Consider the following 17,717-nt stretch of genomic DNA (forward strand, 5'->3'; position numbering starts at 1 on the left):
CGCGCAGCCACAAGCCGCAGCGGTGCGGGTCTACACAATCGTAATGGAGATGTAAATGAACAAAGACATGCCGCAGGACCTGCGTACCCGTACGCTGGCCCTGGTGAACGAAAAAAGTGCGGAAAACAGCCCCGCAGGCGATGCCGGGCAGGTCGGCGCGCTGATCAGCGCCTGGCTCGGCGCCCTCGACGACGAGGACCTGGCCGGCGTCGCTCCCGACAGCCTGGCCGCCATCCTGCAGGATGGCTTCACCCAGGTGTCGCAGCGTAGTACGCCGGGTTGCCAGATCGCCCGGATGCGCTACACCGACGGGCGCTGCGGCATGTCGACCGCCCTGCTGATCCTGAACGAGGACATGCCCTACCTGGTCGATTCCTTCGTGATGGCGCTGCGCCGCCAGCGCGTGGTCGCCTCTGGCGTGATGAATGCCGTGCTGCCGGTCCGCCGCGATGCGAACGGCAGCGTCGCCGCCGTCGGCGAAGCCGGCGCGCCGCTGGAATCCTATGTGCTGTGCCTGCTGGCCGAAGACCTGCCGGCGGACGAGCTGAACGCGCTGGTCGAGCGCCTGCAGATGGTGGCGCGCGACGCCGCCGTGGTGCACCGCGACGCCGTCGCCATGCGCGACCGCATGACCGCCGTCGCCGCCGCCAGCGACCAGGGCACGCCCTCGGGCCAGGAAGTCGCCGCCTTCCTGGAGTGGGCCAAGAACGAAGGCTTCGAGCCCTTCGGCTACGCTTATTACTTCGTCAAGCCGGGCGTGCGCGAACTGGAACGCGACATCCCGAGCCGCATCGGCGTGCTGCAGGATACGGCGCACCCGGTGTACGGCACCTGCCTCAAGAACATCCCGGGCGACTTCGAGATCCTGTCGCGCCGCGAAGAGACGCTGTCGATCGTCAAGGCCGACGTGGCCGGCACCCTGCACCGCGACCAGCCGCTCGACTTCATCGGCGTGCGCGCCACCGACACCCAGGGCAACACCGTCGGCGAGCACTGCTTCGTCGGCCTGTTCACCCGCGCCGCCACCGCGACCCCGCTGGCGCGCCTGCCGTTCGCGCGCGGCCGCGTGGCCAAGGTGCTCGGCATCGCCGGCGTGCGCCAGGAAGGCTTCCGCGCCGAGAAATTCATCGAGATCCTGGAATCGCTGCCGCGCACCGAAGCGCTGGAAGCCGATCCGGAATGGCTGGCCCAGGTCTGCAGCGCCGTGGTCTCGCTGTACAAGCAGCCGCGCGCGAAAGTCTTTGCGCGGCGCGACGTGTATGCGCGCCACCTGAACGTGCTGGTCTACCTGCCGCGCGAGCGCTACAGCGCCGCCGTGGTGGCCGCCCTGGCGCAGGCCCTGAAGGACAGCTCGGGCGCGATCGACGTGCGCTCGCAGACCCTGGTGGCGGACGGCCCGCTGGCCCGCGTCTACCTGATCGCCCAGGCCGCGCGCAATCCGCTCGACCTCGAGACCGACATCCAGAAGCCGCTGCTGTCGGTGCTGGACGGCTGGCACGACCGCTACACGCTGCTGACCGAAGACATCGAAGATGTCCCGACCCGCAACGCGCTGCGCAAGATCATGCCGACGCTGCCGGTCAACTACGTCGCCTCGACCGATCCGGAAGTCGCCTTCCGCGACCTGTGCGCGCTGCTGAACAACGGCCAGCCGGATCACGTGTCGGTGCGCATCGAGAGCCAGGCCGCCGGTGGCGCGTCGATCCGCCTGTACTCGACCGGCAGCGTGCCCTCGCTGTCGCGCATCCTGCCGGCGCTGCAGAACGCCGGCATCGCGATCGACCGCGAGCAGGCCTTCGCCATCACGACCAACGACGGTGCGCGCCACTTCGTCACCAGCCTGATCGTCGACGCGGAATCCGCCGCCAAGCTGGCGCAGCCGGGCATCGCCGACGTCGCCGAGGAACTGTTCGCGGCCCTGTTCAACGATTCGGCCGAAGACGGCCGCCTGAACGGCCTGGCCATCGAAGGCGGCCTGTCGCTGCGCGAAGTGCAGCTGGTCCGCGCCTACATCAGCTACTGGCGCCAGGCCGGCAGCAAGTTCTCGACCCGCTACATGGCCGAAACCCTGCGCCTGCGCGCCGGCCTGGTCAAGGGGCTGGTCGACGGTTTTACCCAGCGCTTCAACCCGGCCTTGAGCGCCGAGGAACGCGACGCCGCGGCCGTCAAGCTGGCCGAGCTGAAAGCCGGCCTGGCCGCGGTCAACCACGCCGATACCGAGGAAATCATGGCGGCACTGGTCGACCTGGTGATGGCGACGGTACGCACCAACTACTTCCAGAACGACGGTGAAAAAATCATCTTCAAGTTCGACACCAGCAACCTGGCGCTGGTGCCGGAACCGCGTCCGTTCCGCGAAATCTACGTGTTCTCGCGCCGCTTCGAAGGCGTGCACCTGCGCGGCGGTCCGGTCGCCCGCGGCGGCCTGCGCTGGTCGGACCGCATGGAAGACTACCGCACCGAGGTGCTGGGCCTGGTGAAGGCGCAGATGGTCAAGAACGCGGTCATCGTGCCGGCCGGTTCCAAGGGCGGCTTCGTCTGCAAGCAGATGCCGAAGGATGCCGCCCGTGAGGTGGTGGCGGCGGAAGGCGAAGCCGTCTACCGCCTGTTCATCGCCAGCCTGCTGGAAGTGACCGACAACCGCGTGCGCGGCGACATCGTGCCGCCTTCCGACACCGTGCGCTACGACCAGGACGATCCGTACCTGGTGGTGGCCGCCGACAAGGGCACCGCGACCTTCTCCGACATCGCCAACAGCATCGCCGTCTCGCGCGGCTTCTGGCTGGGCGACGCCTTTGCCTCGGGCGGCTCCAACGGCTACGACCACAAGAAGATGGGCATCACGGCCAAGGGCGCCTTCGAGGCCGTCAAGCGCCACTTCTACGAGATGGGCCACGACATGAACACCACCCCGGTGACCATGGTCGGCGTGGGCGACATGTCGGGCGACGTGTTCGGCAACGGCGTGCTGCTGTCGCGCCAATTGAAAGTGCTGGCGGCGTTCGACCACCGCCACATCTTCCTGGACCCGAACCCGGACGTCATCGTCTCCTTCAACGAACGCCAGCGCATGTTCGCGCTGCCGCGTTCCTCGTGGGAAGACTATGACAAGAACCTGATCTCGGAAGGCGGCGGCGTGTTCCCGCGCACCGCGCGCCACATCGAGCTGTCGCCGCAGGTGCGCGCGGCCCTCGACATCGAGGCAACCAGCCTGAGTCCGGAAGAGCTGATGCACCGCATCCTGCTGGCGCCGGTCGACCTGTTCTACAACGGCGGCATCGGTACCTACATCAAGTCGTCGGCCGAGACCCATGCGCAGGTGAAGGACCGCGCCAACGACAACATCCGCGTCAACGGCAACGAGCTGCGCGTGAAGGTCGTGGCCGAAGGCGGCAACCTGGGCGCGACCCAGGCCGGCCGCATCGAATTCGCCCTGGCCGGCGGCCGCATCTTCACCGATGCGATCGACAACTCGGCCGGCGTGGATTGCTCGGACCACGAAGTCAACGTCAAGATCTGGCTCGACACCGAAGTCAACGCCGGCCAGCTGCCGGAAGCGGACCGCAACCGCATCCTCAACGAAATGACCGGCGACATCGAGCACCTGGTCCTGCGCGACAACACGCTGCAGACCCACCTGCTGGTGCGCGAAGCCCAGGCCCAGTCCAGCCCCGCGGTGGTGGACGGCTATGCGGCCCTGATCGCCAGCCTGGAAGCCGAGGGTGCCGTCTCGCGCGAGCTGGAACAGCTGCCGAGCGAGACCGAGCTTGCCCGCCGCAAGGCGCTCGGCCAGGGCCTCACCACGCCGGAACTGGCGGTGGTGGTCGCCAACGTCAAGAACCGCTTCAAGCGCACCCTGGCGGCCCTGCCGCTGACGGCGCAGCCGTGGGCCGAGACCATCCTGCGTCCGTACTTCCCGAAACAGCTGGTCGCCACCCGCGATCCGCTGGCGCACCCGCTGGCCAACGCCATCCTGGCGACCGTGCTGGCCAACGAAGCGGTCAACCGCTGCGGCCCGCTGATGCTGCGCGACCTGGCGCTCGAGCACCGCATCGACGATGCGGAAGTCGTGAAAGCCTGGGGCCAGGCCTGGGCCGCGCTGCACCTGGCGCCGGTGTTCGAGGCACTCGACAACGACGCCCTGAACGTGCCGCGCGACGTCTCGCAGGCGGTCGACGCCCGCACCCGCGTGATGCTGCGCACCGTGATCGAAGGCGTGCTGTCGCTGCCGGCGGAGCAGGCCGGCGCCGGCGGCATGGACGAGCTGTCCAAGCTGTTCGCCACCCCGGAACAGCTGCGCCAGCTGGTCCCGGCCAAGCTGGATGCCGACAGCCATGCGGGCCTGCCGCCTTCGTTTGCGCAAGCCTGGAAGGCGGTCGACACGGTGGAGGCGCTGGCTGCCTTCCTGTTCGCCGCGGTCTCGGTGCAGCGTCCGCAAGGCCTGTCGCTGGCCGAGTTCCTGCACGTCGGCCTGCTGCTGCGCGGCGCCGCCGGCCTCGACGTGCTGGAGCGCGGCCTGAAGCTGCCGGCCACCAGCAAGTCGCAGGAACAGCTGCGCAACTACGCGCTGCAAGCCCTGCGCCGCACCCAGCAGCGCATGCTGCTGCAGGTGCTGGAACGGGCCAAGCAGGGCGGCGACATGCAGGCCGCAGTGCACGAGCTGACCGCGGCGATGGGCCTGGGCGGCCAGGCCCAGCCGACCGACCTGGAACAGGCGATGCTGGACGTCTGGTCGCTGTCGGAAGGCAGCAGCCCGGAACGGCTGGCGGCGTAAGCGATGAGCGCAGCGTCTTTCAATACGCTGCCGGAAGCGGTCCGGGCGCTGGCCCGGGCCGATTTCGGCGAGGTGGCGGCACGCTTTCAGCAAGCCGGTTTCAGGGTCGGGCTGCCCGCCAAGGGTATCCTGAGCGTGAAATCGGCGGTCCTCGATCCCACGCGCCCAAGCGTGCTGCTGTCGGTCGGCGTGCACGGCGACGAGACCGGGCCGATCGAAATGGCCGCGCACGCGCTCAATGCCCTGTCGCGCACGCCGGACGCGCTGGCGGTGGACCTGATGCTGTGCGTCGGCAGCATCGACGCCATCGCGGTCGGCAAGCGTTTCATCGACGCCGACCTGAATCGCATGTTCCGCCTGCAGCGCGGCGACCTGGCCGGCACTTTCGAAGCCGGGCGCGCCGACACCATCATCGCCGCCACCCGCGACTTTTTCGAGGGTACCGGGCCGCGCCGCTGGCACCTCGACCTGCACACCGCGATCCGCGGCTCGCGCTACCCGAAGTTCGCGATCGTGCCGCAGCTGATCGCGGAAGAAGCGCGGACCGAACTGATTGCCTGGCTCGGCCTGGCCGGTATCGAGGCCGTCATCATGAATCCCGCATCGGCCGGCACCTACAGCTACTGGAGCGCCGAGCAGCACGGCGCCGCCGCCAGCACGGTGGAGCTGGGGCGCATCGGCACGCTGGGGCAGAACGACCTGTCGCAGTTCAGTGAAGCCGCCGATGCACTGGCCGGATTGCTGCGCGGGGTGCCGCAATCCGGTGGAAAGGCGCCGCTGGTGTTCGACACCGCGCAGTCGATCACCAAGCTGTCCGACAATTTCAGGATGAGCTTCGGGCGCGAGACCGAGAATTTCACGCCCCTGAAAAAGGGCGATGTCATCGCCACCGATGGCGATACCGTGTACACGGTGCAGCACGACGAGGAGTGCGTGGTGTTTCCCAACCCGGACGTGCGGGTCGGTTTGCGGGCCGGGATCATGGTGGTTCGGGTCAAGTAGAAAGCACGTTTCAATCGTGCGCGCTAGACTGGCTCTCTTTGAACCCCAGGGGAGCGTCTACCCATGAGCAAACTGTTTTCTCCGATCAAGATTGGCCAGCTCGAACTGGCCAACCGCATCGCCATCGCGCCGATGTGCCAATATTCCGCCGAAGACGGCCTGCCGACCGACTGGCACATGATCCACCTCGGCCATCTGGCGCTGTCCGGCGCCGCGGTCATGATCCTGGAGGCGACCTCGGTCACGCCGGAAGGGCGCATCACCTACGGCGACCTCGGGCTGTGGTCCGACGACCACGCCGCCGCGCTGGAGCCGATCGTCAACGCGATCCGCAAGCATTCTCCGATCAAGGTCGGCATCCAGCTGAGCCACGCCGGCCGCAAGGCGTCCAGCGAAGTGCCGTGGCTGGGCGGCGCCAACATCCCGGCGGACCACGCCAACGGCTGGCAGACCCTGGCGCCCTCCGCCGTCCCGCATGCCGACGGCGAAACCGTGCCCGAGGCGCTCGACGCCGCCGGCCTGCAGCGCATCAAGGACAGCTTTGCCGCCGCGGCACGCCGCGCCGATGCGCTCGGCCTGGACGCGATCGAGATCCACGGTGCCCACGGCTACCTGCTGCACCAGTTCCTGTCGCCGCTGTCGAACCGGCGCACCGACGAATACGGCGGTTCGCTCGAAAACCGCATCCGCTTCCCGCTCGAGGTGTTCGAAGCGATCCGCGCGGCGGTGTCGCCGGAGATGGTGGTCGGCATGCGCATCTCGGCCAGCGACTGGGTCGAAGGCGGCTGGGACGTGGAGCAGAGCGTCGTGCTGGCCGAGGCACTGGAAAAGCTGGGCTGCCAGTTCATCCACGTGTCGAGCGGGGGACTCTCTCCGCAGCAGAAGATTCCGGTCGGTCCCGGCTACCAGATCGAATTCGCGGCACGCATCAAGCAGGCCACCGCCATGCCGACCGTCGGCGTGGGCCTGATCACCGAAGCCAAGCAGGCCGAGACCATCATCCAGACCGGCCAGGCCGACATGGTGGCGCTGGCGCGCGCCATGCTGTACGACCCGCGCTGGCCGTGGCATGCGGCGGCCGAACTGGGCGCGTCGGTGGCGGCGCCGCCGCAGTACTGGCGCTCGCAGCCGCACGAGTTCAAGAACCTGTTCGGCGATACGCGACTCGGCCAGCGTTAATCACGGTTCGGTGAATTGAACAGCGGGTTCGGTAACGGTCGCCAGCCTAGAGCAGGTGATCCAGCAGCTCCGGCCCGAACACCTCGCGATGCAGGCGCGCCACCGGCACGCCGGCATTGATCAGCGCCAGCCACTGCGCCTGCATGAACTTGTGCGGGCCGCACAGGTAGACGTCGGCCTCCTCGTGCGGCCAGGCCGGCAGCCGCGCCACGTCCATGCGGCCTTCGACCGCCTCCGCCGCGCCCTGCACGTCCTCATAAAAATTCAGCACCGACAGATTCGGCATCGCCACCTTCAGCGCAGCGACTTCCGCGCCCAGCGCGTGGGAGCCGGGATCGCGCGCCGCATGCGCGAAGATCACGCGCCGCTGCGGATTCACCTCGGCGATCCGCTTGAGTGCCGACACCATCGGCGTGATGCCGACGCCGGCCGACAGCAGCACGACCGGCTGGCCGCCTTCCGTGTCCGGCGTGAACTCGCCGAAGGGGTGGGACACCTGCAGGATGGTCCCCGCCTGCACGTTGGCGTGCAGCCAGTTCGAGATCTCGCCGGCCGGCGTGGCGACGCCCGGCGTGTCGGTGAGGGCATCCTCGCGCTTCACCGAGATCCGGTAGCTGCCGACACCGGGACGATCCGACAGGCTGTACTGGCGCAGCTGGCGGCGGCCATCCGCGAAATCGACCGCGACGCTGACGTACTGGCCCGGCTTGAAATCCGCCAGCGGCTTGCCGTCCGCCGGTTCGAACCGGATCGACAGCACGTTGGCGCTTTCGCGCACGACCTCCGTCACGCGCATCGGGCGGGTCGCGCCCGGTTCGATGCCGGCGCTGCTGTACAGCTCCGCTTCGGCGGCGATCAGCAGCCTGGCCAGCGAGGTATAGGCTTCCTTCCAGGCGTCCAGCAGGGCAGGGGTGGCGGCGTCGCCGAGCGTGGCGGCGATCGCTTCCAGCAGGTGCTTGCCGACGATCGGGTAGTGCTCGGCGCGGATGCCGACCGAGACGTGCTTGTGCACGATGCGCTGGACCACGGGACCCAGGGCTTCCGGCGAGCCGATGTTGGCCGCATACGCGAACACCGCCGACGCCAGCGATTGCTGCTGCGCCCCGCGCGCCTGGTTGCCCATGTTGAAGATGCGGGTCAGTTCGGGGTGCGCGCCCAGCATGTTCGCGTAGAACAGGCTGGTGATCGCCAGGCCGTGCTCGCGCAGGACCGGGATGCTGGCGTCGATATAGGGACGGGAAGCTTCGGAGATCATGGTCTATCCTTAATATGCATTTGAAATGCATCTTTAAAGTTCAAAAAAACGCCCGCACGGCGAGCGCTTACTTTCGAGCAACCTGGCTCAGCCAGGGGCCGCCGGGGGCGTGCCATCGTTTCCAGCCCAGAACATGCGGTGCATCCTGATCACCTGCTCGCCGGTCGAGCCGGACGTGACCTGGGACAGCGTGTAGCGGTCCATCGCTTCGTAGAAGGCGCGCATGCCGGCGCGCAGCATGCCGCGCAGCTGGCAATCCATCTTCAGCGCGCAATCCGTGCCTTCGCAGTCGGCCAGGTCGTTCTCGTCGCCTTCCAGCCTGCGCAGCACCTGGCCGATGGTCAGCGTGTCCGGGTCGGCCGCCAGGCGCAGGCCGCCGTTGCGTCCACGCGTCGATTTGACCCAGCCGATCTTTGCCAGCTCGGCAACCACTTTCACGAGGTGGTTGTGCGGGATGGCAAACTGGGTCGCGATCTCGGCCACCGTCACCGGCTGGGTGCGGGCAATGGCGGCGTCTTCCGCGCGCTCCAGGTAGACCAGCACGCGCAAGCCAATATCGGAAAATCGTGTCAGGCGCATCGTGATGGGCTCGTTGGAAACGGTTTGATTCTACCTAAACCTGCATTACAAATGCACATTTGCCGAAACTATTTTTTTCTTGCATCGCAGATAGCCATATAATCGCGACTTTGCGTTGACGTGCACGTCAACTTGTCTAGATATATTAGTGCGACCAGAGGACACGCCGTGAAGCAGACATTGGCCCAGAAGCTGTTACGAACCAAATCAGCCGAACGGGCGGCCGACGGCGCCCCTGGCCATGGTGGCGGTCTGGGCCGCAGCCTGGGCCTGTTCCCGCTGACCATGATCGGCGTCGGCGCCACCATCGGCACCGGTATTTTCTTCACGATGGTCGAGGCGGTGCCGAAAGCCGGCCCGGCGGTTATCCTGTCCTTCCTGTTTGCGGCGATCACGGCCGGCCTGACCGCGCTGTGCTACGCCGAACTGGCCAACCGCGTGCCGGCCTCCGGCTCGTCCTACTCGTTCGCCTACGCCACGGTCGGCGAGTTCGCCGCCTTCGTGGTGGCGGCCTGCCTGTTGCTCGAGTACGGGCTCGCGGCCAGCGCGACCGCCATCGGCTGGTCCGATTACCTGAACAACTTCCTGCACAATGCGATCGGCTGGGATATCCCGGAGATGCTGCGTTCGCCGATGATCGTCTCCGGCAAGAACGGCATGGAATTCCACGCCGGCCATATCAACCTGCCGCCCATCCTGCTGGTGCTGCTGTGCTGCACACTGCTCGTGCGCGGCACCAAGGAATCGGCGACCACGAACGCGATCATGGTCGTGATCAAGCTGGCGATTCTGGTGTTCTTCGCGGCGATCGCGCTGACCGGCTTCGACATCAACAACTTCCACCCGTTCTACGCGGCCGCGGACAAACACGGTCCTGGCGGCATGGCCGGCGTCGCGGCGGCGGCGGGCACCGTGTTCTTCTCCTTCATCGGCATCGATACCATCGCCACCGCCGGCGAGGAAACCCGCAACCCGACGCGCGACGTCCCGCTCGGCATCCTGGCGGCGCTGATCGTCGTCACCGTGTTCTACATGCTGGTGGCGGTGGCCGCGATGGGCGCCCAGCCGGCCCACCTGTTCGCCGGCCAGGAAGCGGGTCTCGCCGTGATCCTGCAGAACGTGACCGGTAAAGCCTGGCCGGCGCTGGTGCTGTCGGGCGGCGCCGTGATTTCGGTGTTCTCGGTGACCCTGGTGACGATCTACGGCCAGACGCGCATCCTGTACGCGATCGCCAAGGATGGCCTGATTCCGAAGACCTTCCAGACCGTGAACCCGCGCACCCAGTCGCCGGTGTCGAACACGCTGATCGTGTGCCTGGTCGTCGGCGTCGTCGCCGGCCTGGTCGACGCCACCTTCCTGTGGGACATGGTGAGCATGGGCACGCTGGTCGCCTTCATGGTGGTGTCGATCGCTGTGCCGGTGATCCGCCACAAGCAGGGCGAAACCGGCCGCAAGGGGTTTCGCGTGCCTTTCGGTCCCTACCTGGTGCCGGGCCTGTCGATTGCAGCCTGCCTGTATCTGGTGCTGAACCTGTCGGGTGTGACCTATACCGTATTCGGCATCTGGATGACGATCGCGATCCTGACCTATTTCGCCTACGGCATCCGCAACAGCCGCATGAACCGCAGCACTGCCTCCCAGGGCGAGCTGACGCATTGATCAACCGGCTGAGCGATCGCCCTTGCGCTCCCTCAGCCCGATGTGCCGCTTCTATAATGCTTCCGCCATCCACATGGAGGAAGCATGCCCAGCTTGTTGCAGTTCCTGACGGCGCTCGCCGTGCCCGTGCTGTGCCTGTCCGGCGGGGCCTGCGCCCAGCCCATACCATCCAGCGCCTCGACCACCGCCAAGCCGCAGGCGGCCCGTCCCAAGTGGCAGGCCGACGCCTGGCTGATGACTTCCTTCCGCGGCAGCGGCGACGGCCTGCACCTGGCCGTCAGCGACGACGGCAAGACCTGGCGTGACCTCGACCGCATCTTCCTGAAACCCGGCCTCGGCAGCGGCTTGATGCGCGACCCGCACCTGCTGCGCGGCCCGGACGGCATCTTCCGCCTGGTCTGGACCACCGGCTGGAAGGACAAGGGCATCGGCTACGCCTCGTCCACCGACCTGGTCAACTGGTCGGAACAGAAATACCTGCCGCTGTTCGAGGACGTGCCGGGCACCCGGACCGCCTGGGCGCCGGAAACCGTGTACGACGACGCCGGCGGCCAGTACGTGATCACCTGGTCGTCCGACATCGAGGGCCGCTTCCCGCAGACGGCGTCGAGCGAGCGGATGAACCACCGCACCTATTACGTGACCACCCGCGATTTCCAGCGCTTCAGCAAGCCGCAGCTGCTGCTCGACCCCGGCTTCGACCACATCGACACCACGCTGAACAAGGTCGGCAAGCAATGGATCGCCGTGTTCAAGGAAGGCGACCGGCAGCAGCAGAAGATCTGGGGCGCGCTGCGCTGGGCCGTGGCCGACGATGTGCTGGGGCCGTACACCTTGATGCCGCAGCCGCTGGTGCAGGGCCAGCGCGCCGAAGGACCGACGCTGCTGCGCCAGGGCGACACGACCCGCCTGTTCGTCGATTTTTACTCGGCCGGCCATTACGGTGTCTACGAGACCGCCGACTGGAAGCGCTGGACCGATGTCTCGCTCGATGTGAAAGTGGTGCAGGGCCAGCGCCACGGCACCGTCCTGTGGGTGCCGCCCTGGCTGGCGAAGAATCTGGAGACGGCCCAAGCGGACGGTAAACCGGCCACGCCGCAGCCGGTGCCGCCGCCGATCCTGGAAGGCTTCACGGCCGATCCGTCGATCCGCGTATTCGGCGACACGTATTATGTGTACCCGACCTCGGACAAGCCGGACTGGCAGACCACCGACTTTTCGGTGTGGAGTTCCAGGAACCTGGTCGACTGGAAGAAGGAAAAGATGGTGCTGGACGTGGCCCACGACCTGAAGTGGGCCAATATCGAAGCCTGGGCGCCGGATGCGATCGCCCGCAACGGACAATACTATTTCTACTTTTGCGCGGGCCAGCGCATCGGCGTGGCCACGGCACGCAGCCCGCTCGGTCCGTTCAAGGATGCGCTGGGCAAGCCGCTGATCGAGAAGGGCAGCGGGGTGCAGACCAATACCATCGATCCGTATCCGTTCATCGACGACGATGGCCAGGCTTATCTTTATTACGGCAACGGAAAAATCGCGAATGTGGTCAGGCTGAAGCCCGACATGGTGACGCTGGACGGGCCGCCGGCCGGCATCCCTTTGACCCAGTTCCGCGAGGGAATCGTGGTGTTCAAGCGTGGGGGGAGGTACTACTTCATGTGGTCGATCGACGATGCCAGGAGCCCGGATTACCGGGTCGGCTGGGGTTTGGCCGATTCGCCGCTGGGGCCGGTGCGTTCGCCCGACAATCACTTCATCGTGCTGCAGAAGCACGGTGCCGCGGTGGGCACTGCCCACCACAGCGTGGTGAATGTGCCGGGCACCGACCGCTGGTACGTGGCCTACCACCGCCACGCGCTGCCGCAGGGCGGCGGCTACCAGCGCCAGACGGCGCTGGCACGGATGACCTTCGACGGCGCCGGCAACATCGAGCCGATGGACCCGCTGGCGGCGCCGTTCAAGCCGGGCGACCGCGGCGAGCCGATCGTGAACGGCCGCGCTGTCACCCCTTATGTCACCCCTTAGGCGATCGCCGGATCAGCGCGCCATGCGGTAGCGTTCCAGCCAGTGCGCGTACGGCGCCGGCAGGACCCAGGTCGGCTTGTCCACGCCGAGTTCCTTGGCGGCCTGCAGCGGGTAGTGCGGATCGGCCAGGTGCGCGCGGCCGACCATCACCAGGTCCAGCTGCTCGTTGGCGACGGCATTTTCCGCCAGTTGCGGGCCGTCGAAGCCCCAGGCCGATGCGACCGGCAGGCCGGCTTCGTTGCGCACGCGCTTGGCGATGTCGCCCAGGAAGGCCGGACCCCAGGGGATGTTGGTCTCGGCGATGGTGAAGCCGACGCTGACGCTCAGCATGTCCAGGCCGCGCTCGCGCATCTGGCGCACCAGTTCGATCGATTCGGCCAGGGTTTCTTCGTCGTTGCCGTCGTATTCGAGGACGCCGAAACGGGCGGTCAGCGGCAGGTTCTTCGGCCACACTTCACGCACGGCTTCGAGGGTCTCGAGCAGGAAACGGCTACGGCCGGCCAGGTCGCCGCCGTACTGGTCGGTGCGCTTGTTGGAGTGCTTCGAGAAGAAGCTCTGGGCCAGGTAGCCGTGGGCAAAGTGCAGTTCCAGCCATTCGAAACCGGCGTCCAGCGCGCGCTTGGCGGCGGCCACGAAGTCGGCTTTCACGCGTGCGATGTCGTCCAGCGTCATCTCTTTCGGGACTTTCGGCAGGCCGTGGCCGTAGGCGATCGCCGAAGGGGCGATGGTGTCCCAGCCGTACGCGTCTTCCGACGGGATGTGGTCGTCGCCTTCCCACGGACGGTTGGCGCTGGCCTTGCGGCCGGCGTGGCCGATCTGGATGCCGGGAACGGCACCGGCGGCCTTGATACGGGTGGCGATGTTGGCCATGCCTTCGACTTGGGCGTCGTTCCACAGGCCGGCGCAACCCGGGGTGATGCGGCCTTCCGGCGACACGGCGGTCGCTTCGACGATCACCAGGCCGGCGCCGCCGCGGGCGATGCCGGCGTAGTGGACCTGGTGCCATTCGTTGACGAAGCCGTCGTTGGCGGAGTACTGGCACATCGGCGGGACGGCGATACGGTTGCGGAGGGTGACGTCTTTGAGCTTGAAGGGGGTAAACAGGGCTGACATGGAAGGTAACTGAGCTTTCGTATTGAGGATTACAGGTCAAGCCGCGGTCTGCGCCGCGGCGGGCCGGTAAGTATAGAAGGATTGCGCCGAGCTTGCTGGCGAGGGCCAAAGAGCGCAATCCGGCGGCGTGTTCGATCCTGATAGCGTAGGGCGCGCCGCCGATAATGTAAACTAATGCCAGTTAATAGATTCCATAAAATCTGCTTATGCTGAATCCACAATGGCTGCGCAGCTTCATTGCACTCGTCGACACCGGCAGTTTTACGCGCGCGGCCGAGCGTCTCGCACTGACCCAGGCTGCGGTGAGCCAGCACATCGCCCACCTCGAGGAAGCGCTCGGCCAGCTGCTGATCCGCCGTCCGCGCCAGATCGAACTGACGCCGGCGGGCAGGGCACTGCTCGACTACTGCGGCCAGCTGGAGGGGGCCGAACGCCAGCTGCACGCCCGCCTGAGCGATGCCGAGGCCGACGCCGGCGAAGTCAGCCTGATCACGCCGGGCAGCATCGGCCTGGCCCTGTATCCGATCCTGCTCGACCTGCAGCAGGCGCATCCGGGACTGGTGATCCGGCACCGCTTCGCGCCCGACCCGGAAGCACGCGACGCCGTGCTGCAGAGCAGCTACGAGCTGGGCCTGGTGACCCTGAAACCCGACGATCCGCGGCTGGCGTTCGAACCCTTCATCGAGGAACCGCTGGAACTGATCGTGCCCGCCGGCGCGCAGGTGGCCGGCTGGGACGATTTATCTCGCCTGGGCTTCATCGGCCACCCCGACGGCCAGGCGATGGCCACGCGCCTGCTCAGCCGCTGGTTTCCCGGCAATCCGGGCGTGCGGGCGCTGCCGGTCCACGGCTTCATCAACCAGATCGGCCTGATCCTGGAACCGGTGGCGCGCGGCCTGGGTTTTACGGTGTTGCCGCGTCATGCGCGGCTGGCGTTCGCGCGCCAGGAAGCGATCCGCGTCGTCGCCGGCGAGGCATCCGTCGTCGATCAGTTATGGCTGATTCACCGGGCCGAATGGCCGCTGTCGGCGCGCGCGCAGCGGGTGGTGGCGCAGATCCGGCAGGTCTGCACGGGCAACCGCGCCTGACGCGGGCGCGGCTGGGCGGCCTTACGCAGCCATGCCGGCCACGGACAGGCGCTGTTGTGTCAAAGCGATCAGGGCATGCATGTCGTCCGTCATGGCGATCCATGACGTCCGCCTGACAAGCTCGCGCATCTTGTGCGCCAGCGCGTCCTGCTCCGCCTGCGAGGATGCGAGCGCAGCCTCGCAGGCGGCGATGAATGCGTGCTCATCGCGGGCCACTGCCACGACCTCGCCGTACAGCGCCCCCATGTCGCGGATCGCCGTGCTGACCACGGGCCGTTCTGCCGCCATGTATTCCAGGACATTGGCCGGATTGGCCGGCGGCTGCGAGGGATCCGTCAGGTAGGGCATCAGGCAGACATCCCATCCGACCAGGAACTGCGGCCAGGCCTGGTAGGTGTGCGGTCCCGGATAATGGATATTGGCGCGTTGCGGCAGGCTGGCTTCCGTACGGTGCACGACAGGACCGACCAGCACGATCTGCCATTCCGGATGCGCATCCGCGACGGCGGCAATCAGGTCGCCGTCGATATGCTCGTCGAGCGTGCCGTAGAAGCCCAGGCGCGGGCCGCCGATCGCCGCCTGCAGGGGGTGGCCGTTGCTGCGGTCCAGCGCCGGCTCGAAATGGAGCGTGTCGACGCTGTTGGCGAAATAATGGACTTGTTGATGCTTCCTGGCCTTGGTGTCGCGCAGGCCGGGACTGCCGGTGAACACGAGGTCGGCGGCAGCCAGCACGGCCGCTTCGCGCTCGGGCCAATGCTGCGCGCTATTGCCCGACGCGGCAGGATCGGTCATGGCGTCGTACACGACCAGGCCCGGGTCCAGCGCTTTCGCCAGCGGCAGCGCCATCGGCGTCGTCAGCCAGACGATGGGGTGCGCGTGCTGCTTGACCAGGTCGAGCACGAAGGGCTCGGCCAGTGCCCACGAGACCTCGCCGGTACCTGACGTATGGTGCCGGTAGACGCTGACCCGCGGTGCCGGATGGCTGATCTCCGTATAGTCGATGGCGGCGCCGGCAACCGGTTCCTCGATGTAAACGACGTTGTAATGACGCGCGATATTGCCGAGTATGTGGCGCGGCCGCGTGTTGGCGCCGTGCCAGCGGAGGTGGGACAACACCACGATGGTGGGCATCGCCGCTGCATCCGAAAAGTGTTCGGTCAGCGCCTGCGCCTGCCGTAATCCCTGGGCGTAGGCCGGCGCCAGGACGCGCGCCTGCGGATCGTCCGCTTGCGCCACCACGTCCCACATGCCGCTGTGATGCCAGTAGTCCGGATTGACCCAGTCCGGCCGGTCGATGCCCGGGTACAGGCAAATCCCGGCAATGTCGGCGCCGCGGTGGCGCGCCATCATGGCCTGTTCGGCGACTTCGCGTATCCAGATGCCGCGGCCGCTGCCGACATGGCCGGTTTCCGCGAGCAGCACGGGGCGGCCATACCGTTCATGTACCTCCACCAGCATCTGGTACAGCGGCTTGCGGCGCGCATCGTCGAGATGCCACCACAGCCGGTGGCCGGTGGCGGCTTCCCACTGGTTCGTATCGTAGTAATTCACGCCCATCAAATCCAGATAGCGCGGCGCGCCGCCGAGTTCCGGATCGCGGCGGCCGGCCAGCATGTCGAAGGCTTCGAACTGCGCTTCGCGCATGGCCTCGGCATGCAGGTGGGAGGCGGGATCGTTGTCGTGGGCGATGATGTGCACCAGCGGGTCGCAATGCAGCATGCGGGCGCCCGGGATGATGTCCCAGATGGCGTCGCAGCCGGCGATGGCCGCCTTCACCAATTGCCGCTTGGCATCGCGCCTGGCGTGCTCGTATGCCATGTTCGAGTGGCGGAACATGCCCACCGACATGCCCCAGCTGGTGAAAGAAATTTCGTTCACCGGCGAGAACACCGGGGCGGGACCGCCGAAGGGTTTCAGGAATTCGGCCACCGCGCGGCAATAGCGTACGAAGCGCGGCACGAATTCATCGCCATAGACATCCAGGTCCTCGGGCCAGCCATAGTGCAGCAGGGTCCAGCAGATCTGGATGCCCAGTTCCTGCGCCGCCTGCACCCGGGCTTCGATGATGGAAAAATCGAATTGGCCATCCTGTTCGACCAGGCGCCATCCAATCGATTCGCGGACCGTACGGATGCCGAACTGTTTCAGGAGCCGGTAATCTTCCAGGGCGCGCTGCTGATGGCCGTTGGCATTGTTCATGTCCAGACGGATGCTGTCATGGTTGATATGGTCGGCACCTTCGTAGCCAGACTGCCAGTAAGTCAAAAACGGTCCTGCGTTCGACATATGAACCCTGAATGATTGAGAAGTGCTGGTCATGGTGACGCCGGGCCGGTGTCTGCCGCTGTACGTGGAATCACTTGACGAGCGTTAAGGCTAAGGGAGTAGCACTCAGCCGATGAAAATCAGGATCGCGCGCTGATGGCGTGCTGCATTTTCCATGAAATCCTGCAGTTCGCCGAAGTAATGCAGGCAGTAATCGAGCTCTTCTTCTCCGCGGTCCCAGATATTCGGATAGATATCCAGCTTCTGCATCGCTTCCGGGTCGAAACGCTCGCGCAGGGTATCGGCAGTCAGTGCGGCCAGCGCGTGGTGGATGGCCTCAACCTCGTCCTTGCGCAACAGGCGTGGTGCCGGCTCCGACGTGTCATCCTCGTCGCCCAGCAGGACCCCGCCCTCCAGCAGGAAGTTGTACGGCGCCTCGCCACCCCAAGCGGTGCCGGTCAGCAGGTAGTGGATGCCGTGCCACGCCTTGTCCAGGTCCGTCTCGGCGACGTCCCCCTCGTCCAGTTGCAAGCTTGCCGCTTCATTGGTGGATACACCGGCGTTTGCCATGGTTTCTTCGGCCCACTCGGGATCGTCATAGGCAAGCACTTTCCAGGCAAGTGGCGGGTTGGCGATGATCGCATCGGCGTGCTGTTCGCCGATGCTGTAGAGGGTCAGGGTCATGCCCATTGTGTTTTCCTTGGTTGAGCGGCACAGCGGCTTAATGGAAAAAAGCCACGTCCTTGCGGACGTGGCTTTTTCGATCATACAACGAAAG

At 66.6% G+C, this 17,717-nt stretch carries 11 protein-coding genes; 6 read left to right on the plus strand and 5 right to left on the minus strand.

The features are described from left to right. Positions 1–55: 55 nt before the first annotated feature. The 3 genes from FBX97_RS10065 (at position 56) to FBX97_RS10075 (ending at position 6,955) form a co-directional block, all read left to right on the plus strand. Positions 56–4,774 carry an NAD-glutamate dehydrogenase domain-containing protein gene (locus tag FBX97_RS10065; RefSeq protein WP_141831198.1) on the plus strand — a complete coding sequence of 1,573 codons (4,719 nt, stop codon included), beginning with the start codon at positions 56–58 and terminating at the stop codon, positions 4,772–4,774. A gap of 3 nt (positions 4,775–4,777) precedes the next feature. Beyond that, entirely contained in the window at positions 4,778–5,776 is a 999-nt protein-coding gene (locus tag FBX97_RS10070) for a succinylglutamate desuccinylase (RefSeq protein ID WP_141831200.1), read from the plus strand. 63 nt (positions 5,777–5,839) lie between these two features. Next, complete coding sequence (locus FBX97_RS10075; RefSeq protein ID WP_141831202.1) at positions 5,840–6,955, plus strand: NADH:flavin oxidoreductase/NADH oxidase; 1,116 nt, start codon at positions 5,840–5,842, stop codon at positions 6,953–6,955. A 46-nt stretch (positions 6,956–7,001) separates the two neighbouring features. Here the strand turns inward: FBX97_RS10075 and FBX97_RS10080 are convergent, their stop codons facing one another. Beyond that, entirely contained in the window at positions 7,002–8,210 is a 1,209-nt protein-coding gene (locus FBX97_RS10080; protein ID WP_141831204.1) for a globin domain-containing protein, read from the minus strand. Between the two features lie 87 nt (positions 8,211–8,297). Beyond that, the gene (locus tag FBX97_RS10085) at positions 8,298–8,789 is read right to left on the minus strand and encodes an Rrf2 family transcriptional regulator (protein ID WP_141831206.1); all 492 of its coding nucleotides are present in this window, start codon (positions 8,787–8,789) and stop codon (positions 8,298–8,300) included. A 168-nt stretch (positions 8,790–8,957) separates the two neighbouring features. Here FBX97_RS10085 and FBX97_RS10090 point away from each other — a divergent pair, with 168 nt between their 5' ends. Beyond that, positions 8,958–10,448, plus strand: coding sequence for an APC family permease (locus tag FBX97_RS10090; RefSeq protein ID WP_141831208.1), 1,491 nt, complete (start codon positions 8,958–8,960; stop codon positions 10,446–10,448). Between the two features lie 84 nt (positions 10,449–10,532). After that, positions 10,533–12,473 (plus strand): family 43 glycosylhydrolase, encoded by a 1,941-nt coding sequence (locus tag FBX97_RS10095; RefSeq protein ID WP_141831210.1) that lies wholly within the window; start codon positions 10,533–10,535, stop codon positions 12,471–12,473. A gap of 12 nt (positions 12,474–12,485) precedes the next feature. On the opposite strand, the gene FBX97_RS10100 is transcribed toward FBX97_RS10095, so the two are convergent. Beyond that, positions 12,486–13,586 (minus strand): NADH:flavin oxidoreductase/NADH oxidase, encoded by a 1,101-nt coding sequence (locus FBX97_RS10100; RefSeq protein ID WP_141831212.1) that lies wholly within the window; start codon positions 13,584–13,586, stop codon positions 12,486–12,488. Positions 13,587–13,792: 206 nt separating this feature from the next. Here FBX97_RS10100 and FBX97_RS10105 point away from each other — a divergent pair, with 206 nt between their 5' ends. Further along, positions 13,793–14,674, plus strand: coding sequence for a LysR family transcriptional regulator (locus tag FBX97_RS10105; protein WP_141831214.1), 882 nt, complete (start codon positions 13,793–13,795; stop codon positions 14,672–14,674). Positions 14,675–14,695: 21 nt separating this feature from the next. Here the strand turns inward: FBX97_RS10105 and FBX97_RS10110 are convergent, their stop codons facing one another. Then, positions 14,696–16,939 carry a glycosyltransferase gene (locus tag FBX97_RS10110; protein ID WP_141831216.1) on the minus strand — a complete coding sequence of 748 codons (2,244 nt, stop codon included), beginning with the start codon at positions 16,937–16,939 and terminating at the stop codon, positions 14,696–14,698. Between the two features lie 126 nt (positions 16,940–17,065). Beyond that, positions 17,066–17,629, minus strand: coding sequence for a YfbM family protein (locus tag FBX97_RS10115; protein ID WP_185748553.1), 564 nt, complete (start codon positions 17,627–17,629; stop codon positions 17,066–17,068). Between the last annotated feature and the right edge of the window lie 88 nt (positions 17,630–17,717).

The sequence above is a fragment of the Herbaspirillum sp. SJZ107 genome (assembly GCF_006715485.1).
GTDB lineage: Bacteria > Pseudomonadota > Gammaproteobacteria > Burkholderiales > Burkholderiaceae_D > Telluria.